The sequence below is a fragment of the Jutongia sp. SJQ-6 genome, from assembly GCF_054161275.1.
This window is the reverse complement of the sequence record NZ_CP195314.1, coordinates 2231192-2253950: the sequence shown is the minus strand read 5'-3', so window position 1 is coordinate 2253950 and position 22759 is coordinate 2231192. Positions and strand designations below refer to the sequence as shown.

19 protein-coding genes and 1 pseudogene are annotated in these 22759 nt (G+C 42.5%); 1 reads left to right on the top strand and 19 read right to left on the bottom strand.

Going from position 1 to position 22759, the window contains the following annotated elements; genetic code table 11:
- Positions 1 to 4: 4 nt before the first annotated feature.
- The 4 genes from ACSAJE_RS10170 to ACSAJE_RS10155 form a co-directional block, all read right to left on the bottom strand.
- On the bottom strand, positions 5 to 1048 hold the full coding sequence (locus ACSAJE_RS10170) for a HAMP domain-containing sensor histidine kinase (protein WP_118508220.1): 1044 nt from the start codon (positions 1046 to 1048) through the stop codon (positions 5 to 7).
- Positions 1048 to 1758: a response regulator transcription factor gene (locus ACSAJE_RS10165; RefSeq protein ID WP_458008973.1), complete on the bottom strand. Its 711-nt coding sequence runs from the start codon at positions 1756 to 1758 to the stop codon at positions 1048 to 1050. The genes ACSAJE_RS10170 and ACSAJE_RS10165 overlap by 1 nt, the downstream gene beginning before the upstream one ends.
- Positions 1737 to 3170 carry a phospholipase D-like domain-containing protein gene (locus tag ACSAJE_RS10160; protein ID WP_458008972.1) on the bottom strand — a complete coding sequence of 478 codons (1434 nt, stop codon included), beginning with the start codon at positions 3168 to 3170 and terminating at the stop codon, positions 1737 to 1739. Before ACSAJE_RS10160 ends, ACSAJE_RS10165 begins: the two co-directional genes overlap by 22 nt.
- 96 nt (positions 3171 to 3266) lie before the next feature.
- Positions 3267 to 4469, bottom strand: coding sequence for a DUF438 domain-containing protein (locus ACSAJE_RS10155; protein ID WP_458008971.1), 1203 nt, complete (start codon positions 4467 to 4469; stop codon positions 3267 to 3269).
- Positions 4470 to 4838: 369 nt separating this feature from the next.
- Here ACSAJE_RS10155 and ACSAJE_RS10150 point away from each other — a divergent pair, with 369 nt between their 5' ends.
- On the top strand, positions 4839 to 6158 hold the full coding sequence (locus tag ACSAJE_RS10150; RefSeq protein WP_118690282.1) for an ATP-binding protein: 1320 nt from the start codon (positions 4839 to 4841) through the stop codon (positions 6156 to 6158).
- Between the two features lie 244 nt (positions 6159 to 6402).
- Here the strand turns inward: ACSAJE_RS10150 and ACSAJE_RS10145 are convergent, their stop codons facing one another.
- From ACSAJE_RS10145 to ACSAJE_RS10075, 15 genes and pseudogenes are all read right to left on the bottom strand, one after another.
- Positions 6403 to 6786, bottom strand: a complete 384-nt coding sequence (locus ACSAJE_RS10145; RefSeq protein ID WP_118690283.1) for a PAS domain-containing protein — start codon at positions 6784 to 6786, stop codon at positions 6403 to 6405.
- A 121-nt stretch (positions 6787 to 6907) separates the two neighbouring features.
- On the bottom strand, positions 6908 to 7969 hold the full coding sequence (rsmH, locus tag ACSAJE_RS10140) for a 16S rRNA (cytosine(1402)-N(4))-methyltransferase RsmH (protein WP_207665549.1): 1062 nt from the start codon (positions 7967 to 7969) through the stop codon (positions 6908 to 6910).
- Positions 7970 to 7975: 6 nt separating this feature from the next.
- Positions 7976 to 11335, bottom strand: a pseudogene (locus ACSAJE_RS10135) (glycoside hydrolase family 2 TIM barrel-domain containing protein); the annotation flags it as partial.
- Between the two features lie 36 nt (positions 11336 to 11371).
- Positions 11372 to 12292, bottom strand: a complete 921-nt coding sequence (locus ACSAJE_RS10130; RefSeq protein ID WP_458008970.1) for a S1 RNA-binding domain-containing protein — start codon at positions 12290 to 12292, stop codon at positions 11372 to 11374.
- 21 nt (positions 12293 to 12313) lie between these two features.
- A complete protein-coding gene (locus tag ACSAJE_RS10125) occupies positions 12314 to 13597 on the bottom strand; it encodes a sensor histidine kinase (RefSeq protein ID WP_118508004.1) in 1284 nt (427 codons plus the stop codon).
- A gap of 6 nt (positions 13598 to 13603) precedes the next feature.
- Positions 13604 to 14326, bottom strand: a complete 723-nt coding sequence (locus ACSAJE_RS10120) for a LytR/AlgR family response regulator transcription factor (RefSeq protein ID WP_458008969.1) — start codon at positions 14324 to 14326, stop codon at positions 13604 to 13606.
- Positions 14323 to 15711 carry an NAD(P)/FAD-dependent oxidoreductase gene (locus tag ACSAJE_RS10115; protein ID WP_458008968.1) on the bottom strand — a complete coding sequence of 463 codons (1389 nt, stop codon included), beginning with the start codon at positions 15709 to 15711 and terminating at the stop codon, positions 14323 to 14325. The genes ACSAJE_RS10120 and ACSAJE_RS10115 overlap by 4 nt, the downstream gene beginning before the upstream one ends.
- 128 nt (positions 15712 to 15839) lie before the next feature.
- Positions 15840 to 17252: an AMP-binding protein gene (locus ACSAJE_RS10110; RefSeq protein WP_458008967.1), complete on the bottom strand. Its 1413-nt coding sequence runs from the start codon at positions 17250 to 17252 to the stop codon at positions 15840 to 15842.
- A 3-nt stretch (positions 17253 to 17255) separates the two neighbouring features.
- A complete protein-coding gene (locus ACSAJE_RS10105) occupies positions 17256 to 17564 on the bottom strand; it encodes an acyl carrier protein (RefSeq protein WP_118508264.1) in 309 nt (102 codons plus the stop codon).
- A gap of 18 nt (positions 17565 to 17582) precedes the next feature.
- The gene (locus tag ACSAJE_RS10100) at positions 17583 to 18815 is read right to left on the bottom strand and encodes a hypothetical protein (RefSeq protein WP_458008966.1); all 1233 of its coding nucleotides are present in this window, start codon (positions 18813 to 18815) and stop codon (positions 17583 to 17585) included.
- A gap of 112 nt (positions 18816 to 18927) precedes the next feature.
- Positions 18928 to 19992 carry a hypothetical protein gene (locus tag ACSAJE_RS10095; RefSeq protein WP_458008684.1) on the bottom strand — a complete coding sequence of 355 codons (1065 nt, stop codon included), beginning with the start codon at positions 19990 to 19992 and terminating at the stop codon, positions 18928 to 18930.
- A gap of 36 nt (positions 19993 to 20028) precedes the next feature.
- Positions 20029 to 20442 carry a DUF6483 family protein gene (locus tag ACSAJE_RS10090; RefSeq protein ID WP_022025604.1) on the bottom strand — a complete coding sequence of 138 codons (414 nt, stop codon included), beginning with the start codon at positions 20440 to 20442 and terminating at the stop codon, positions 20029 to 20031.
- 1 nt (position 20443) lies between these two features.
- Positions 20444 to 21280, bottom strand: coding sequence for a hypothetical protein (locus tag ACSAJE_RS10085; protein ID WP_458008685.1), 837 nt, complete (start codon positions 21278 to 21280; stop codon positions 20444 to 20446).
- A gap of 13 nt (positions 21281 to 21293) precedes the next feature.
- Positions 21294 to 22103 carry a hypothetical protein gene (locus ACSAJE_RS10080; RefSeq protein ID WP_118690286.1) on the bottom strand — a complete coding sequence of 270 codons (810 nt, stop codon included), beginning with the start codon at positions 22101 to 22103 and terminating at the stop codon, positions 21294 to 21296.
- Positions 22100 to 22750: an ATP-binding cassette domain-containing protein gene (locus ACSAJE_RS10075; protein WP_118690287.1), complete on the bottom strand. Its 651-nt coding sequence runs from the start codon at positions 22748 to 22750 to the stop codon at positions 22100 to 22102. The genes ACSAJE_RS10080 and ACSAJE_RS10075 overlap by 4 nt, the downstream gene beginning before the upstream one ends.
- Positions 22751 to 22759: the final 9 nt, after the last annotated feature.

Sequence of the window (22759 nt, the reverse complement as noted above, 5' to 3'; positions counted from 1 at the left end):
AAACTTATATGGCCTCATCTTTCTGTATTGGAAGCTCTACAACAAATCTGCATCCACCATATTCACGGTTTTCTGCTTTGATTGTTCCTCCGGCACTATCTACAATCCGTTTTACAAGTGCAAGACCTAGGCCATTTCCTTCTGCTTTATGAGATCCATCTACCTGATAGAACTTGTCAAATATTCTGGATTTTACATCATCCTCTATTCCTGGTCCTTCATCTTCCAGAATGAACTTAACAGAATCCTGTTCTTGTTTCAGAAACATCGTAATTGTCCCCTTTGAAGGGCTGAACTTAATCGCATTATCCAAAAGATTTATCCAGATATGCATAAAAAGTCCTTCATTCCCAGTATATTTAACTTCCTCCAATTCTACCTGAAAACCAATTTCTTTTTCTGTCCATTTTGTTTCCAATGAAAGAAATGCCTGGCGGATCTGTTCATCCAAACGATATTCTGTTTTTTTCATTGGTATATTCTGATTCTCTAACTTGGATAACAACAAAATATTACCAACCAATCCGGAAAGTCTTTGGGTGTTAAATAAGATTTTTTCTACATATTCCTCTTGATCCGGAGACAGTTCTTCTCCCTGAAGCAGCATTGTATATCCTTCAATGGCATTAATCGGGGTCTTAAACTCATGAGAAACATCAGATACAAAATCCATCTGCAGCACCTCTGTTGCACGAAGTTCTTTTGTCATAACGTTAAAACTTTGATAAGATTCTCCAACTTCTGCTATACGGCTGTTCGTTTCCAAATGCTGTTCAAAATCTCCCTGAGAAACTTCCTTCATTGCTTTACTAAGTCTGGTAATTGGTTCCAGTAACTTTGCATTAATAAAGGAAGTGATCAGCCCTGCAATCAATGTATAGAAAATCAAAAGCCAGCCAAGCACAGGTATGCTGCCCGGCAGATTAAAAAAATGATTCAAAAAAGCAAATAATAAAGCAGATATGACTGTTGAAAATACAAGTGCCAGCCAGATTGCACCAGTCAGACAGGATCGGATCCGCAATCCTTTTTCTTTCTTTTGTTCCATTATTTTTTCACCACCTTGTATCCAATTCCACGCATTGTTACGATTTCAAAATCAGGGTTATCTTTAAAACGTTCTCTGATTCTTCCTATATGTACCTCTATCGTATGTGGGTCTGCCTCCGTCTCGTATCCCCATACTTCATCCATCAACTGTTGTTTTGTAAATGTTCTGCCTGGCGAAGCTGCAAGCTTATATAAAAGCAGGAATTCTTTTTTAGGCAAAACAAGACTTTCCTTATCAGTTGTAACCGTCATTGCATCATAGTCAAACTCTGTTGAACCGATCACAATTTTGTGTTCATTCAGTATCTGTGCACGGCGAAGCAGTGCTCCGACTCTTAAAACCATTTCATTCACATTTACCGGTTTTACCATATAATCGTCACTTCCCGAAAGAAATCCCTGGCGCATATCATCAAAGGAACCTTTCGCAGTGATCATAAGTACCGGTATCTGATATCCTGCTGAACGGAGTTCCGACACCAGTTCATAACCATCCATAACCGGCATCATAATATCGGAAATGATCAGATCAATATACTCTTTATCCAATATTTCTAATGCCAGTGCTCCATCCGATGCACTTTTGACCTGATATCCATTCTTCTCAAGCACTTTTTGGAATAGCTGGCTTAATTCTTTATCATCTTCTACAATCAATATTTGAAACATGTTTTTCTTCCTCCTTATTAAAACAGATACCTTGCCCATCCAAGCAGATGCTGTACCAAAAGTACGTTTCTCTGACGCTTCTTTGTCAATTCAATTGGCTCTACATGATACGGATCACGATAGGTTCCATCTTCCAATACCTGTCGGGACACTCTTTCATATTCCATCATGCCTTCTTCCAACTGTTTATTAATATCTTTGCTGCGAATTACAAGCATCAGTTCCGTATCCAGATACGTGCTTCTCATATCCATGTTAAAGGAACCGATTACGGATAGATCATCATCAATCAGGATGCTTTTTCCGTGGTAAGAATAGCCGCCTTCATACTCCCAGATATCAATTCCTGTATTTAAAATTCTGTTTCTGTTTCTCGCATAATCAGCAGAACCAAACGGATTTCCATTGTTGGCAACCGAATTGGTCATGATAGAAAAATCCGGAACTCTCTCCGCAATCTCTTTCCATGTATTATACATCATATCATTGCAGATAATATATGGTGTATGAATTTTCACGCGCTCTTTTGCATTTTTCATTAGTTCTCCCAGTTGATACCAGACTACTGGTTCCTTGGGACCTGTGTGGATAGGATTTGACACTAATGCAATCTTTTCTGTCTCAAAAGTTTCGTCCGTGTAATCGGTATCGCAGATTCTTTCCTTATTCTCTTCAAAATGTTTCTGATAGCCGTTCTGCAGCTCTAAAACTGCGTTCTTTACAGATTTTCTATTTGCCAGTTTTTTATTGTCATGAAAATAACCACTGTCTTCTTGTTCCCATATCGTTTCAAAATACTCTAACAACTGGTTAACTGAATTTTCTTTCTCAGGTTCATCGCAAACCACTAACACGTCTCTGTCATAGTTCTTATGTCCCGGAAAATCACCCAGGAAATAATTGTATGTATTTCTTCCCCCAAGAATATATCTCTTTCCATCTGCAATCAAATATTTATCATGCATTCTACCCATCATTTTCCACGGTTTCAACGGATTGACCTTATTATATAGTTTAATTTCAACATTCTCATGGGAAGATAATCCATAGAAATACGGATTTCCTTCCATATCAATCCAGCTCTCCATTCCATCTACTAACAGACGAATATGTACACCTCTGTCTGCCGCATCATACAGTGCTCCTAAAATCAATTTTCCACTTTCATCGGATTGAAATGCAAAAGTAGAAAGAATAATTTCCTTTTTTGCATTCTTGATCAAACGCACTCTTTGTAAAAGCGCTTCTGGATTCTTTTCTATGATTACTGCCCGTTCTGTATTTTCACTGCATTCGTTCCATGACCCATTTTTTGTTTCTTTTTTGGTTGTATTGGACACTTCCGGCTGCTTTTTATATGCAACGCAGATTCCGAGCAATTCATAAAAAGCCACACATAAAAAAATTGCCAGTATAACAAGAAGGATTTTACATGTTTTATACTTTTTCATTGTACATCACCTGATTCCTTTTTATTTCATACTTATACAATACAAAGTCAATCTCAATTTAACCTCAACAAGGTTTGTTTTTTCATCCATGCAAGTTTATTCCTTCTTTTTAGATGAGAAATGTTCTTTTGCAAAATCCATATCCTGTACAAGTTCCAAAGTTCCCAGATAATTATTTTGGGTGTCTCTAACTGCGATATATCGTACCAGCATACATTTACCGTTCTTTTCCATCCAAATCGGTACCTCGTCCAGTGTTCCTGTACGAAATTCCTCAATGATCCTGCGTACTTTGGTTTCCACTTTTGGTGGATGGCACGAAAATACTTCTCGGTCGATTGCCATTGCAGGTCGTTTAAAATCCTTTGGTCCCTCATTGAAGAAACGATTGATGTTATGAACATCAACAAATGTGATCTCCAGCGGAATAGTGTTTAAGAGTGCTGTTAATTGTTCTACGGTCAGATGTCCACCTGGCATAATGATTTCTGAATCTGAAAAAGAGGCCTCCGATATTTTTTTATTGCTCTCTGCATCTTCCCAAATTTCAGCCTTTACACCAAGGCAATCGGCATAATCTTTTTGATCGTGATAAATACCGATCCACTCTTCCTCGGTAAAATTTGCAGCACAGTTTGGGAACAAGATATTGGCTTCTTTGTAAATCATTTCCTCAGCCCGCTGGACAACTGCCAACAATCTCTCGTACCATTTTTTGTCGTACTGTTTATCCTTTAACAACGCAGAAATCTCATCGCGAATCTCATCATCAACTGTCCACATAACATTAGATGGCCCGGATATTCCATATTGTACATTCAAATGAGGGTAAAGCAGATCGCCTTTTTTGGCATAATGTATTGTAATATCACGAAGAGACCCAAGCAGATCTTGCGTAACATCTCCAGCACAGGCAGCTGTTTTTATCTGATCCAGCAAGCCTGCCAACGCTTCATTTTCCTTGGTAAAGGTGTACAGCGGATGACCTTTTTGTTCTATCAATTTTTGTGTTTTCGTTGTGCGCTCTTCTCGGATCATCGCTGCATTTACTTCCCTTTCTGCATTAGCAATCTTTTCCTCGCGGGTTGCTCCATGAAACAATGCGGCATGGACATCGCATAATTTTTGTACCTCACTCAAAGGTGTTCCCTCTGCCAACATTTCCTGTTCCGCTTTCATGATTACAGTTGCATCGACATCTTGAAACTCGACTGCAAAATCCTTTCTTACTTTTTCTAAATCCTCCCCAGCGCCCAAACGCCTTAAATATTTTTTTAATGATTCTACTTGATTTCCCATACTAATTTACCTTCCTTTCTACAAACTCCAAATCAAATGCACATTGATGACATTCGATTTGCAAAAAAACACTATTTATTTTTTTCACAACCCCAATTCTTTGCGTGTTGCAATTATCTCAGCAACACTCTAGATTGCACAACGATAGTCACTATATTAGCATTCCCTATTTTATACAATCCGATACCTCTATTTTTTTCATGTAGATCTTTAATATAAAACCATTCCCCTTTACGGTGCATAAAAAAATAATTTTATATAGTTTTTGCATTTCAGTGCATAAACTTGCCTAAAAAATGATATTTATGCTATAATTCTTGCATAATACACGGAGCAAACGCAAATAACATTTAAGAGGGGGTATGGCAAATGATCGATACACATCAACTCAAAAAAAGAGATTTATATTTGAATAAAATTTTAGCATTTCAAGATACCGAGCCGGTAAAAGTTGTTACCGGAATCCGTAGATGTGGCAAATCCAGTCTGCTTAAGCTAATGACCCTACATCTAAAGGAAAACGGCATTGCAGAGGACCAGATTCTCGAAATGAATTTTGAATCCTACGCTTTTAAAAACATGAACAGCGACTCTTTCTATCAGTATGTTCGGGAGCATATTATACCAAATAAACGAATGTACCTTTTCTTCGATGAGGTCCAACGCGTCCCAAAATGGGAAGATGCCATCAATTCTTTTCGGGTGGATTTCAACTGTGATATTTATGTCACTGGTTCCAACGCCTATATGCTTTCCTCCGAATATGCGACCTACCTGTCCGGCAGATGCGTAGAAATAAAAATGCTGCCTTTGTCTTTCTCTGAATTTCTCGCTTTTTATGATTTTGAAATCAAAGAAACAAAAAGTGCATTAGGCGGCACTCGTAAACAAGTCTTCGATCAAACAGGGGAACATTATGAGCTTCGCGAAGTATTTGATGCCTATATGCGGTTTGGCGGAATGCCCGGCATTGCCGATGTTGGACTGGATCAGGAAAAAGCATTGGTATTGCTTGAAGGTATTTACTCTACTGTGATCATGAGAGATATATTGGAACGAGAAAATCGCAAAGGACAAAAAAGGATCACTGACCCTGTTCTCCTAAAAAAAATTGTAATGTTTCTTGCAGATAACATTGGCAGTAACATATCGGTCTCCTCTATCGGAAACACTCTTGTAAACGAAGGTTTGCTCGAAGACGGTCGCCAAAAAGGAACACCTAGTGCCCATACGGTACAGGCATATGTAAATGCACTTCTGGAATCTTATTTTTTCTATGACATCAAAAGATTTGATATTAAAGGTAAAGAATTTTTGCGGACCTTGGGAAAATATTATATCGTAGATATCGGACTTAGAAACTATTTGCTCGGTTTCAGAGACCGCGATAGCGGCCATGCAATAGAAAATGTGGTTTATTTTGAGCTGCTTCGACGCGGCTACGATGTCTCTATTGGTAAAATTGATAACTCTGAGGTGGATTTTATCGCAACGAATACTAACGACAAAATGTATGTTCAAGTCACAGAAGCCATGACAAGCGAAGATGTCCGCAAACGAGAACTGGCTCCACTCCAAAAGATCAGTGACAACTATGAGAAAATTGTTTTGTCCCTAGATCCCGGAATGGATTCCTCTTATGATGGTATCAAGTCCATTAATTTAATTGACTGGTTGATATCGGTATAATGGCTATATGGCGAAAGTTAAGCATCTCTTCGGAGGTGCTTTTCTTGTATAAGGCAAGCCTTTTTTCTCTAAACATAGACATTTCTGTCTGTTAAACATGTCGTCATAGTAAGTATCAAAAGATAGATAGCATTATCTTCTGAGGGTCTGTTCAGCTTCTGATCTCTTTCAGAGATGTCCTTCCTATACCCTATAATAAATTAAAGACATGTTTGCTTGTATCCTATAAATTAAAGACAGGTTTTCACACTAACGACTGCTCAAAATCATACATTTTCGCTGTTTCTTTATTACGAAATTCATGCTTTTCATAATAGCCGAGCAACTCTCCGTCCTCATCCCGCAATGCCACCATATACACGTCTTTATTTTGCTTTTCATTGTAAAATGTATGGATCATATTGTGTTCTTTGCTGTCCGCAAACCAAGATACTATTTTACGGATCATTTCATTTGATTGCTCGTTGTGGCAGGCAAGCAGACTCTTTCCAACCAATTCCGCTCCACCACGATTTGCATAATTCTGCACTGCTGCCGGATTCATATACACGATCGTATGCTCTGTATCGCAGATTACTACTGCTGCACGATCTTGATCAATCACACTCTTAAACATTTGATGTAACATAGCAATATACCATCCTTCCTTTATAACATAATGCAATTCACCCTACACCTGAAATTCGTTCATCGTGTTCTGCAGAACCTCCACGCTTTGCATTACCTTATTGATTTCTGTTGACATTTCTTCACTGGAGTAAGTGATCTGCCTTCACCGCCCAGCGCATCTTGGTTGACCGTGCCCGCGGATTTCTCGTACATTCCTGTGCCGTTGGACGGATCACATCCCGTGCATACTCTGCATAAATTCCTGCTTTATATCCCTGTTTCAAGGCTTTCTTAACAAGCTTGTCCTCACCGGAATGAAATGTTAAGATTGCTGCACGTCCACCCGGTTTCAATGCTCCCGGAAGCTTGTCCATAAATTCGTACAGCACTTCGAATTCATTATTGACATCAATACGAAGTGCCTGAAAAACTCGCTGACAAGTTTTTTTGACCGTTTCTTTGCGCTCCTTCTCCGGAATAAACTGCAGCGTCTCCTCGATCAATGCACGCAGCTTTGTCGTTGTGTCTATGTGTCCGCCTTTTCGGACAACATCGGTGATTGCCTTTGCGATTTCATCACAATACGGCTCGTCCGAATTTTCGTACAGCATCCCGGCAAGTTCATCCCGGCCAATTGTCTCCAAACGTTCTGCTGCGCTAATCCCTTTCTGCTGATTTAACCGCAGATCAAGTGGTCCATCCACCTTAAAGGAAAAGCCTCTTTTAGGGTTGTCGATTTGCATAGAAGACACTCCCAGATCTGCCAAAATAAAATCAAACCCACCGACTTCCTCTGCGATCTCATCAATTGTGCAAAAATTTTGCAGCTTGATCGTAAGCAGATCTTCTCCAAATCCAAGATCTTCCAATCGCTTTCGGGTCTTAGCAGATTCTTCCGGGTCTACATCTGTCGCATACATATGTCCCTGCCCCTGCAAACGCTCTAACATAGCTCTGGTATGTCCCCCATACCCTAACGTTGCATCGAAACCAATCTGTCCCGGCTTAATATCGAGGAACTGAAGGATCTCCTCCACCATGATAGAAATGTGCATTCCCGCCGGAGTATTTCCTTTATCTATCACGTGTTGTACCATATCCCCATATTTTTCCGGCTGCAGCTCTTTATATTTCTCCTCAAACTTTTTAGGATATTTCCCCTTATACCGCACTCGTCTTTTGTGTGGTTTGTCCGCAGTCAGAGGTAGCAGCTTAAAGGAAAACGTAAATTCCGTCTCCTCAAAACGATACTGTGGTAACACCTCCGGACCACAACTATTTGAACCAATTCCATTCTGCGCATAATCAATACACAATATGGTACTGCCACTATCCTGCAACTCATAATTGTGTGCCGCTCGCGTAAGCTCTTCTGCTGAATAATGCGATACATTAAAAGAAAACGGTGTAGCGGACGCCACCACCAATCCCGGTAATGCTTGCCCATAGCGAACTTCTACATAGTCACAGTCATAATGGCTGCCATTTTCCTGCGGGAAAATATAATCCTCATGCATCGCTGTAACTGTGCTTTCATAACGCCCATGACTGCTGCCCCGATGCTTGTCGCGATAACTTTCCTGGGGTCCCATACCGCTGTATACTACTTGTTCCAGCGCATGATCCAAACAGAGCCGTACGCCGAACCGTGGAAGCTCTAAGAAATCCGGATCTTTTTGAACAGCAAAATGTACCGCAATGCCTCCGGCCTCATCGATCTGCCACTCTATCTGCATGTCCAAGATCCGCTGTACGGTCGGAGCCAGCAGTGCCACATGACTCTTAAGGCAAATTAAATGTTCCTGTTGCTCGACACGAGTTTCATACGCCCTTGTATAAGTTTCATGATAATGTGCCGCTTTCCAACGATGCTGTATCGTTCGGTCGTTGTCAGTCGGTGCGCGCCAAATCGTTACTTCCATAGGTCGATTTAAGTACTCCTTGCCGTTATACTGCAGGGAAGAAAACATTCCTGTTCTCTTGTCATAAACAAACCGAAAGACGCTAGCAGACAAAACAAGCTCCCTCGCATTCTCAGCTACGCATATATTTCCTATCCCTTTTTTCGGACTGTCTAAGCCGCTCTCACCAACAGATTTTCCTGTCCCATTTTGCGGACTGCCTAAGCCGCTCTCACCAACAGATTTTCCTGTCCCATTTTGCGAACTGTCTAAGCCGCTCTCACCAACAGATTTTCCTGTCCCATTTTGCGGACTATCCAAGCAGCCTTCGCCGACAGCTTTACTTGTCCCACTTTGCGGACCAGAAAGAAGCCATTTGACATACTGATTCACCGGTTCTGCGTTATTTACCGCAATCTCATCAAAGCCCATCACATGCCCTTTGTGCAATAGCGGCAGTTCTTTATTGAGCTGATAGATCAACTTAATATAAACCTTACCCTGTGTCGGAATCGCACCACTCGCTGATGTAGTACAATCTTCCGGCAGACAAACTCTACCATCGCAATGCGGTTGCACCGATACCGGTTCCAACTCCCCAGACCGGATCAGCTCTCCATCGCAAGTCATCTCATATCGAATGGTAAGCATATCCCGCAGATCATCAAAATCCAGATAATTATGCAGGATCAACTCTCCACTGTCCGTATTACAGGACACAACACGAACCGGTCGATATACATTTTTATATTCCAGCAATCCCGTATGCGGTGTGCGATCCGGATAAACTAACCCATCGACACAGAAATTATCATCGTGGATCGTCTCCCCGTGATCTCCTCCGTAATAATATCTATTTCCGTCATGGCGTACCGCATGGTCACACCATTCCCACACAAAACCTCCACACATGAGATCATTATCCTGAATCATCTGGAAATAATCCTCGAAATCTCCCGGTCCATTTCCCATGCTGTGCGAATATTCGACCAGCAAATACGGTTTACTGCCATCTTGCTCGAGATACTGCTTTATTTCTTCCAGAGACGGGTACATCCGGCTATAAAGATCCAGATTAGAATAATCGTATGTTTTATGATAATTACGATATCTTGCACTCTCATACTGCGTCAATCGGCTGTCATCAAAGGACTTCGTCCATGCCAATGCTTTCTCAAAGTTACATCCATAGGCACTTTCATTTCCCATAGACCAAATTACAACACAAGGACGATTCACGTCTCGATGCACCAAAAGACGGACACGATCTGCGATTGCCTGCTCCCACATCGGATCATCCGCAATTTTTTCACTCCAACGTCCGTTCCGCTGAAATTCATTGTCCTCTTTTCGGTACAGCAAAAATGGACCATGCGCCTCAATATCTGCCTCATCGATCACCATAAATCCATACTCATCACACAATTGATAAAACATTGGTGCGTTTGGATAATGACTGGTTCGGATCGCATTCACGTTGTGCTGCTTCATTAATATCAGATCCCGTTCCATCTGTTCCAATCCGATCACATAACCCGTCTCCGGGTCAGAATCATGGCGATTCACACCACGAAACTTAATGTTTTGTCCGTTCAAATAAATCACACGATCACGTATTTCTATCGTGCGGATACCGATCCGATCTACGATTGTCTCCTGCTCTGTCTCCAAGATCAACGTGTAAAGATACGGATTCTCTGTATTCCAAAACACCGGATTCTCAATGCAAAACTGCACTTGTGCTTTATACGGCATCGCCAGATTATCCAATGACATTTCCTGCTCTTTACTGCTTTCTGCCAAACCTGATTTTTGTCCTTTATTGGCTGACGAACGCAAGCTTCCCTCTGCGACGACCTGACCTTCCGCATTTTCAATACGTGCATATATCGGAAGATCCCCGCCTGCCAACAAACAATGCACATCTACCGCCGCTGCGGCTCCTTCTACGTGGGTAGTAATGCGGTAATCCCATATATGCCGCTGTGGACGTTTCAACAAATATACATCTCGAAAAATGCCACTCATCCGAAATTTATCCTGGTCCTCCAAATAAGAACCGTCACACCACTTTAATACAAGCACTCGCATTGTGTTTTCACCAGACTTCACATAGGACGTCACATCAAATTCACTTGTAGAATGCGATACTTGGCTGTATCCAACATAAGCACCATTCAGCCATACATAAAAGCAGCTATCTACCCCTTCAAAGTTAAGAAAAACTTCGGACGCATTCTGATCCACCTCATACTCAAATGTATGCTCGTACAAACCGCATGGATTCTCCTGTGGTACATAGGGTGGATCAAAAGGGAACGGGTAACGGACGTTTGTATACTGATGTCTGTCAAATCCTGCCATCTGCCACATTCCCGGCACATCGATCTGTCCACCTTCCTCAAATAGATCCCCGACACGACCCCAAGCCGTACCGGCAGCCACGTCTGTCAAACTCGTTTCTTCCGGCAGCAACGCCTCAAAATCTCCTATATCAGAAAAGAACCGGAACTTCCATTTACCATTTAACAATTGAAAACGATCCGATTCTTCTCTATGTTTCACCAATTGATCCATTCGAACAGATGCCGGAATATAATAGGCTCTTGCCGGCATCGTGTTCTCATGCAACATTGCTGTATTCTCAAAATATTGTGGTATGCTCATCAAGTTTCACTTCCCTTCTTCGTTGACATATTATGGTTACAATTCGATTCCTTTCAAAAGTGCTGCAAACGGACTGGCATCAGCATCCTCTTCATGATCTGCCTGAAATTCCTTAGGGATCTCATAGTCATCTTCTTCCTTTGGGACTTCGTCCTCTGTCAGCGCCTTTATGCTCAACGAAACGCGGTCTCCCTCTAACTTAATGATCTGCGCAGTAACCGTATCGCCCAGTTTGACAATCTCTTTTGGTGACTTAATAAACTTATTGGTAATCTGCGATATATGACATAAGCCGGTCAGATCCTCTCCAATCGTAATAAATATACCATAAGATTCGATGCGGTCCACCGTTCCGGTCACTACATCTCCCACCGTAAGCTGTCGAACTTTTTGGACATATTCTTTTGCCTTACGCTCTTTTTGAATTTCTTTCGCCGACAAGACCAATCTCTTTGCCTCTTTATCCACAGTAATGATCATTGCCTCCAATGTCATCCCCAAATAACCAGAGGTATCTTCTACGTAATTCAGCTCGATCTTGGAAGCCGGAATAAACGCACGTACCCCTTTCACATATCCAATAATTCCACCGGATGTCGTATCGGTGATCTTAACCTGAAATACTGTACGATTTTGATAATCTTCTTCCAATTCATCCCATATCATTAGGTTGTGCGCCGCCTTTTTGGACAGGATCACAACACCATTTTCATTCTCCGCATCAATGACCATCGCCTGAATGCGATCGCCTATATTGCAGTCATTTTTTATCGAAAATGCAGGATCATCACTGCATTCCTCAAGCGGAATGATTCCCTCCGTATAGTAATTCAGATCGACGGTAAGTTCTGTCTCTGAAATACCAATGACCTCTACCTCCAGCACATCACCTTCTTTGATCACCTGAAAAGATTGTTCTAACTCCGTTTCAAAATCTTTCATGCTTTCTGCCATCATTATCCTCCTTCTGTCTTTTCATTATAGTATAGCCGTATAATAAAACCATCCATCCTTATATCGCATTCTCGCATCGCCATCATACTTTTTCACGATTGTCATAATATTATTCAGTCCAATACCATGATTTTCTTTATCAGATTTCGATGTCTGAATCATTCCATTAACGATTTTAACCGGTTTACTTATTCGATTACTAATACTAATGATGACGGTATCGTTTTTATTTAATAATTTGATCTTGATCACCTTGTGCGCTGTTTCTTTCGCAGTCGCCTCTATCGCATTGTCCAACAAATTGGACAGCAAGATCACAACATCCTGATCGTCTAATTTAATCTCCGAAAAGTCCATGATATCAAATATTATTTTGATGCCTTTCTGTGTTGCCAAACGATACTTTTGATTTAAGACAACATTCACGATCGTATTATGGACATCAATAAAATCACTGCCTTGACAAAGGTCATTTGTCAATTTCTGTGCATATTCTTTTGCCTTCTCGTATTGTTGATCCGCCATCAACCCCTGAATGCAATGCAGCTGATTACTGTAATCATGCAATATCTTTTTGTGATATGTATTGGTAACATTTAGTTCCTGATACATTTTTAAGCGTTCCTGAGCCCGCGTCTGCTGCAGCTGAAGCAAACGCAATTTCCGCTCGCGGTCAGAAATATAACTAAGCAGCACAAACAACACACTGTCAACAACAATCATCCCTAAAGATATCCCGACATAACCGGCAAGCATCGTCCCATTTCCATAACTTGTCATCAAAATAATCATGATGCATACTGTCATAAGTGGAAAAAGAAACAACATTATCCACTCTACTCTCTGCATTTCCATAACATGTTTTTTTCGTGACCATATATAACGGATCATCACGACAATCACCAAAGTAACCATCTTAAAAAGCAATGATATCATCACCTGAAACATTGGATTCTCTAATAGGTTTCGTCGAAACAAAGCCTCAGAGATTACAATGCCTCCCCCATCAACCGCAATCATAATACCATAAAAAGCCAGATCTAACACTAAAACATGAACCAGCTTACATTGATAAAATATGACGGCAACCAGTATCACTGCAAGCACCTGTCCACCGCCCCTTATCAGGAGCGATTTTGAATAATATGTGGTGGCTGCACTTATCAAATACAAGCCCGCCAAAGATGCTACCTCAAGCATCTGCCAACGGATTTCTCTATGCTTACGTTGTAGGAAACTACTCAAAAACGCACTACATATTAACGCTTCAAATAGTACCAATATCACTCCTTGTATGTAATCTACCATAGTACACTACCCCTCGCTATCATATTCTATGTACTCAAAGAATTGATCTTTTACCTCTTGATATCTCGCTTTCGTAGCCGGCAAATCTTTGTGCGTTGTAAGATATACGCGATAACTACTGATCTTCTGGATATACTTCATATTCACCAAAAAACTCTGATGAATCCTAACAAAACCATATGGCTCCAATTGTTTCTGTGCCGTTGTAATATTATCATACAGTTCCAACACTTTATCCGCAAACACATAACATAATTTACGAGCCTTACTCTCCACATAAACCAATTGTGATAAATTAACGTTCTCCATTCCGGTAAGAAATTTAATGTTGAAAGACACATCCATACCGGAATATTGCTTCAAAAAGCTCCCTAAACATTCCGGCAGCAATTCCTCGATATCCTGCTTCATAATGTAGCGCATCGCACCATATTGATAGCCTCGCGGTGCAGCTTCCACAACTCCGGTAATAAATACTATCGTTACCTGATCGCTTCTGGAACGAATCATTTCTGCAGTTTCCATTCCATCCATCTCATCCATATCAACATCCAAAAAAACAATATCAAACGAGTGAGATCCATGAAATGCACTGCAAAGCTCCTCTCCGCTTTCAAACACCTGAATGTCGCACTGTTGATTCACATGGCACATATACTCAGAAATACTTCGGCGGATCCGTTCGCTCCATTGCAGATCATCGTCACATACTGCTATTTTAAGCTTCATCGATCTACCCCGGTTCCTTCCACGATCTGACGTGCAACATAGACACCACTTGCCGATGCATGCGACAAGGAATGGGTCACTCCACTGCCATCTCCAATAATATACAGTCCCTTATATTTTGTCTCCAGATTGTGATCCAATTCGACTTCCATATTGTAAAACTTCACCTCAACACCGTATAACAGTGTATCATCATTGGCAGTTCCCGGTGCAATCTTATCTAAGGCATAGATCATTTCAATAATCCCATCTAGAATGCGTTTCGGAAGTACCAAACTCAAATCACCCGGCGTTGCTGCCAATGTCGGCTCTACCAATCCCTCTGCAATACGCTTTGCGTTGCTTCGTCTTCCACGCACCAAGTCTCCAAAACGCTGTACGATCACGCCTCCACCCAGCATATTCGACAGTCTTGCAATGCTCTCGCCATATCCATTGCTGTCCTTGAACGGCTCTGAAAAATGCTTTGCGACCAGCAGCGCAAAGTTTGTATTGTCGGTCTGTTTATCCGCATCTTCATAACTATGTCCATTCACCGTAACAATGCCATTTGTATTTTCATTGACCACAATGCCATAAGGGTTCATACAAAACGTGCGCACACGATCTTCAAACTTCTCAGTGCGATATACGATCTTGCTCTCATAAAGTTCATCCGTTAAATGCGAGAAGATAACTGCCGGCAGTTCCACGCGCACACCAATATCTACACGATTGGACTTTGTGCTGATATCCAATTCATTACATACTTTTTCCATCCATTTGCTTCCACTGCGTCCTACGGAAATAATACATTTTGCGCAATCATAATCCGCATCATCACAACATACACGATATGCCTCGCCCTGTCGTTCTACACGATTTACTAACGTATCAAAGTAGAAATCCACTTTATCCTTTAAGAACGCATAGAGATTTTCTAATACAATATAATTTATATCTGTACCCAAATGCCGTACGGATGCATCTAATAAGTTCAATTTATTTTGGAGACAAAGCTTCTTAAAATGTGTTCCTGCTGTAGAATACATTTTCGTGCCCTCGCCACCATACTGCATATTGATCTCATCCACATATTTCATTAATTCTGTTGCCTTTTGCTTGCCAACATATTCGTATAAAGTTCCACCAAAATCATTCGTAATATTATATTTACCATCGGAAAATGCACCAGCACCACCAAAACCACTCATGATAGAGCAGCTCTTACAATTAATACAACTCTTTATCTTATCACCATCGATCGGACAGTGACGTTTCTCCAAAGCATGACCTGCCTCAAATACTGCCACTTTAAGATTGGGTGCTTTTTGCACCAGCTCATATGCTGAAAAGATACCTCCCGGTCCTGCCCCCACAATAATCACATCATATTTATTACCCATATTTCACGTCCTGCCTTTCCCATTTTCCATGCCGTATGCCCATCGCCAAAAAGCAAGCATATGCATCTATTCTATTATCCTTTCTTGGTGGGGAAAAGTCAATCACCTAAGACATAAAATCAAGGATTTCAGATGTATTCCTGCAGTTTCTTATAATCCAACTTTCCATTCATCGTACGTGGCAGCTCCTCTATCTGAATATACTTCACACTGCCACGCAGGATCGGATAGCGTTGCAGCACACGTCGTTCCCATACTGCATCCGGTTCTTTCGTTCCAAATATCCCAATCATTTCCCGCTCTCCGTCCGCAGTCATGACCGCTGCAACCTTCTGTCCAAACATTTTTCCAATCTCTGTCTGCAGTTCATCCAGCCCCACACGCTGACCGCATATCTTCGCATAACGGTTCATACGTCCGGTGATATACAGATAGCCATCCCCATCTATATACCCTGCATCCCCCGTATAGCGAAGCACCGTATATTTATATGATTCCTGCTCTGTAATAAACAATTGGTTCAGACTGTGTGCATATCCCAGAAAAACATTCTTTCCCTCATAAACAATTTCTCCACATCCGTTCTCATCTGCGAGTGAGATTGTCAGTTTTCCTCCGGGTATGACCGTACCGACACTATCGATCTTATCCGGATGTTCATTAAGAAAAAAGCTGCTGATCCTGGCTGTTGCCTCAGTCTGCCCATACATAACCGCCAGATCCACATTTCTGCGTTCAGCCTCCTGCAGCAGATATTCCTTCATACTGCGGCTCATCGCTCCCCCTGCCGTTGTCATCAGCCTTAATGCCTCAAATGTCCGGTCAAACACATGCAGCTTACGGTACCATTCATATGCATATGGCACACCGCTGATAGCGGTTACTCTGTTTTCTTCCAGATAGTCCCAGCATTCCTTATGAAAAATATCGGTTTCCGGGATAAGCAGACGGCCTCCTGCATAGATCGTGGAATTGACCACAGAAAGACCATAAGAGTATGAGACTGGCATAAGCACAGCTGACCGCTCTGTACAATCCATACGCAGAGACTCGGCGATCGACTTGGCATTGGCCGCCAGATTTGCTTTCGTAAGCATCACCAGTCTTCGCCCGCCGGTACTCCCCGATGTTGGTATCAGTAACGCCAGATCCTCAAGCCAATGATAAGTAAGTTCAAAGCCGGCATTGCCCCGGCTTGCGATCACATACCCGTTCCACTCACAGGCAGTTTCATAGCATTGATACCTCTTTCTGTTTTCGGAACACTCGGTCTGTCCACCGGAATATTGTGGCAGATTCCGGTTCTTCGGATACACAAACCACTGTGGCCGGTACTCATCCATATATTCCTGCACCTGCTCATCCCGCATTGACGCATTCAGCAGGATCAGCGGAACATTATTTTTCAGGAAAAAGCCATATAACGCAATGGATTCTGCCGAATTATCTGCCAGCAAAAGTGCATGCTGTCCTTTGTGTACGGATATCGGTATTGTCCGGATCAACGATATGATATTCTCTGTTGTGACCATCCTGCCCATCCGTCATCCCTCCCGCACCTGTCTGGCTATCATTTCACAAAAACTGCCTGTATTGCTGAAATTTTCACTCAACAGATCCACATCATCAAACGTAATACCAAAACACTCCTCCACATCAGCAATGATCTGCATCACCATCAGCGAATCCGCCCCCAGATCTTCGAAAATGTCGGTTTCTTCCGTGATCACTATAGGATCTCCGGTCTCCGGATCCGGTTCTACATATCGACGCAGGATTTCTGATAATTTTTTCAATATCATCGCATTGTCTGTCATTGTGCCGTTACTACTGCCGTCTGTCATTCTATCCATCACTTTCTCTCCCTCTAATTATTGATCTGCGGCACTTTCTACATCCCCTGTCTGCTCCGGTATCATGCACCAAAAAAACTTCAGCTTGCCGGTCAGTTCATCCGGGAGAAGCTGCTCATAATATCGAAATAAAAACGCTGCCTCCCCTACCAGGCTGTCCCGGATAAATTCACAGAATAATCCCTCGATCTCTTCCGGTTCACCATCTGTTGCCATAAAAATCTCAAACGTATCCACTGTCGTCTGCCGCACCTGATACTGATAGATCCGTCCCTCCATGCAGCACTCTACCGCCTGGATGACCCTGCGGAACAGGTTGGCAGATATCCTTTGTCCGTCCTGCAGACGGATCATGTCATCTTTTCTTGCACCGGTCAGTTCTAATACTGCTCCATGGCAGCCACACGTACAGGATATATCTTTCCACCCGGCAATATCCCCTGTATCATACCGGATAAACGGCATCACCTTATTATGCCGTGCTGTCACGATCACATGACCGGTTCCCGCCGCCCGTTCCTGTTCCGTAAAGGGCTCGATCTCCACATATACGTTATGATCCATCACGTGCAGATTTCCTTCCGGGCATTCATATGCGATCGATCCAATCTCATTACAGCCGTATTGGCTGGCCGTTACTGCATCAAACGCACTTTCAATAAATCTGCGCTGTCGATCCGTTACCATTTCACCACTCAGCTCGATATACGTCAGCGATCCCGGGACTTCTGCTCCCGTCTCATATATGTATCTGGCTAAGATCATGGCAATGCTTGGCTGTAACAACAGCCACTTCGGTTGAAAAGCATAGATCCTGCCAAAGATCTCATCCAGCTTTTCCCGTTGCAGCAGTTCTTTGGAAATGCCCAGATAATTCTTCTGTTCGTCATACTTTGTTTGTCCATAATGATCTCTCAGGGTAAAGAAAAAACAAAATTTTGAATCGGTATTGATCCCATAATATTTCCGCCGGTACAGCCAGAGTGAAAAAAGCTGTCCTGCGCTTTCCGCATTGGTAGAAAACGCCTCTAAGCTGATCCCGGTCGACCCGGAAGTATATGCACTTTTCACCTCCGGCGTGCCAAGTTTGGTGTAATATTCCCTGGAAATAATAGATACTCCCGCATGCGCCGCCTCCTCTTTGGTAAGGATCGGCAGGCTCTTTCCATCCTGCAGGTTGGCACCTGCATATTTTTCCGCATAGAATGACGTGTATTCTACTGCATACTGTACTAACTCTTCTCTCGTCACATTCATCCTCTTTTCTGTACGGTAAATCCGTTACTGCGTTGTTCGAACCAATGAAACCTTAGATATCTGCATTGATCAATGTTTTTGTCTGATGTGACCTCTTACAGCCACATCAGGTCTCCACCAAAGAAATCAACGTTTTCGTCGCACAAATGTCTTTTTGTTTCATCGCCTGCAGCCGTTCCCGAAGTCTGCGTATGGTCTCCAGATCATCCGTCACGGTATATTTGATATACATATTCTGTGCGATCAGGCTTTCTTTCTCCAAAGTTTCCAGTTCCTCATGCAGCGTATCATCCATTGCTGCATACCCATGCTGCACCATATATTGATACCGTTTTCTCATTAAATACTTGTGATCACACATCTGCACCAGACTGCGCCAGTCATGCGCAGAGTATTCATCATCATACTCAAGGATCGCCTGCATACTCCGATCGATCAGATCATAGCACTGTGCTCCGAAAAAGACTTCATTCAGATAATCTTCTCCATCATGAAACGGATCCGGACAGAGTGTCCGATCCATATAGCAAATACCTCTCTTTGGTTCCAGATAGTCCTGTAACTGTTCTTTTACATATCCGGGAACAAAATCATACGCCTTTTCCTTCGCACCATATAAGATCACTCCATAACACCACTCTTGTCCGGTGATCAAAGAAAATGCCGTATCCAGCTGATCATACGATATCTGTTTTTTGGCATACTTCCCATTTTCAAAGTTATCGGTAATATAAACACATTTTGCAGCATCATCGTACCCATAAATAAATGTAGGATGATGATATCCATGATTTCCGTGCATATCATCGCGAAAAAACTGATCCAAAAAGGTAGAGATATAAAACCCTTCTTCGATTGCCGAGATCACAAAACTGTGAAATTTTGAAAATAATCCAAACACAAAAGAACGTGGCAGTACATATTTATCTATGAACGGACACAGATCAAACATATTTGGTGCAAGATAGTGAATAGCATATGGATAAAATGTAACACTGGAATCCGTCTTGTTCCATTCACGATTGATATAGTGAGTTCCACGCAGCTGTATAAAATGATTGTATATCCATTTCTCCCCTTCCTGCATCGACATCAGGATCTCAAAAAGAAAATTCTGCTCCGGCCATGCTCTGATCCCCATCGCCCCCAGCGGAAGCACCTTTGCTCTCATACTTTTCCTTCGAAACATCATCTTTCCTTCCTGCATTTACAAAAGCAGACGGCATATCATATCGGTATCTATATGTAATATATGCATCACGCTCAAAATGCCCTCTTCAACTTCTTCTCTGCTGTAGGAAGACCTCTCCAAAAAAGCATCATCTTTGTCGTTGATATACTTATATATCTGTAGAGCCACCTCAAGCATTGCCATTTTCTCAGACTCAGACGGATGCATATCCGGCCTCCTCTGTTCCGTCTCTTCGATAAGTTCATTTTCAACTTCGTTGATCTTTCCCTCATCGATCATCCCCAGCCAGACCTCATATTTGTCTTTCTGTGCTGCATTTTCCAAAAATTTTGGCTGCTTAAACCGGTTTTGTCCAAACAGCATCACACCGATACACCGCAGCGTGTTGTATACAGCCCGCTTTGTTTTGTTTGTCTGATACTTTGCCATGTTAATGTATCCTCTCTTTCGTGATACCGACAACATAATAGACCAAAAAAGTGACCAGAGTTACGCTCGCAAACATGACCGCTGTGTACTCTGCTGTCACCGTGATGGCACCTTCTGACATGTTGATCACACTTTTCAAAGAAAACCTTTCGTACTGTGCCTGGCCGCCAAAAAGATACGCCATATAGGAATACACGATAAATGGGATAAATACCACTGACATCCTCTTATGGATAAACTGGGAAAGTAACAGCGCCGTTCCGGCAAGCATCCCCCCCGCCAGCATGTTGACGAACCAGTAGATCAGCATGTAGATCCATGGAGCCGTATAATAAAACTGCGAAAACATATTTCTGTCCATTATGACGCTACGTTGGGCTCTCTGGTACAATTCCGCACACGGATACTTTGTCGCACACAGTGCAAACGACAGCGCTAACGGTAATAACACTGCAACGGCACCACTGACATATGCTGCGATGTATTTTGCCAAAAAATATCTTCTCTTACTCTGTCTTACCAGAATGTTTCTGGTATAATGCAGCTGCTCATCACGTACCAGGCTTGTTCCAAACGGCAGCACGGCGAGGATCGGGAACAAAATATAATAAATCCCGTTATACGGTAGGAACATATTGTCTCCGATATATTTTTCAAATGCTATATACGGATAATACGTCACATCATGCTGTTCCAACATCATTTTCCGTATCTCCGCAAAGTGCCTGTCCATCTGCAGCGAACTATATAAGTTACCGGCAGCCAGGATAACCGCCACTAAAACTACAACTAACATCCCACGACTACGAAATGCTCTTCTTAATTCCGTTTCGATCATAATTCTTTCCTCTCTATTCTTTAAACAGCAGATCTCTACGCTTAAACAGTATTGTTCCGATGACAATGCATACAATGATCCCTGCTATGGAGCACCGCAGATTGCCAATATACCCAATCGGCGTCTTCAGCATACGGACCGGGATTCCCCAATTGCCCCACAGGAAAACACTCTGTTTATACGCCGAAATTCCCTGTATCACCAACAACAGTATGATTGCCACTGCCGGCGACCAGACTACTTCTAACAGCATCTGTAACAGACACAGAAACATCATCACAGCAACCGGAATAAACAGAACCACGGCACACACATCTGCCGTCTTCCAGTTTAAGAATCCTTCCACCGACGTGGTGACGAGACGCTTGGTCAGATGCATTTTCATCGGGATACCGCGCCATGCAAAGATAAGAAACATCGGTATGTAGTAGATCACATAGGCAAGCAGTGTGCTGAACATACACCAGACACATTTTGACAGCCACCAGCCTGCACGTGACCGGCTCTTCACGATCATGACGCTGCCATGCTCTTCCAGATCCCCGGATGTATATCCGTTTACCACCAGAAGCATAAATGCCTGCATGATCAGCCATATCGTCGGAAAATTGTATGAATGCAGTGTATTTGGCTGATAAGGCTGTGTTCCTGCCGTCATGATCAGCCAGTGATCCAATAAGGTTCCCGGATTACGCACTTTATAATAATTCAACACCTGTCTCACGGCATCTGCCACTCCAAGCAGCAGCGGAAGCAGGTAATATCCAAAACGTCTGACGGTACCATAACGCAGATCGTACTTCAACATCCTTCCAAACTTCATGCTGCCCCTCCATTCTCCTGTCCCTCGATCCTTCCATCGCGCAGATGCACGATCTCATCTGCAAGCAGGTTCATCTCTTCCTTGTCATGACATGCCACGATAATGATCCGTTTCTCATTCTTCAGGGACAGAATAAGGCTTCGTATCTCTTCCACACCTTCTCCGTCGATCGCATTGATCGGCTCATCCAACAGAATGATGTCCGGACTCCCAAGGATTGCTGCAGCTATGCCAAGCCTCTGTTTCATACCGAGAGAATACTTCTCTACCTTTTTGTGTCCGGCATCTTCCAGTCCCACATCACGGATCAGCTGCCGGATCTCCTCTTCAGGCACTCCGCCCTGCATCTTTGCCAAAAGTTTTAAATTCTGGGAAGCATCATATTCCGGAAGAAGCGACGGATTTTCTAACAATAATCCAATACTTCTCGGAATCGATATATTTTTATGCAGCTGCTCACCATTGATCACGATCCGTCCGCTTGTCGGACGGATCAGTCCGGATATCGCCCGCATCAGCATGGTCTTGCCGGAGCCGTTCTTACCTTGAAGGCCATACACTGTTCCGCCTTTCATTTCCAAACAGATATCCTTTAGTACGGTGGCGTTTTTGATCTTCTTTGTCACGTGTTCGATTGATATATTCATACTGTCTTA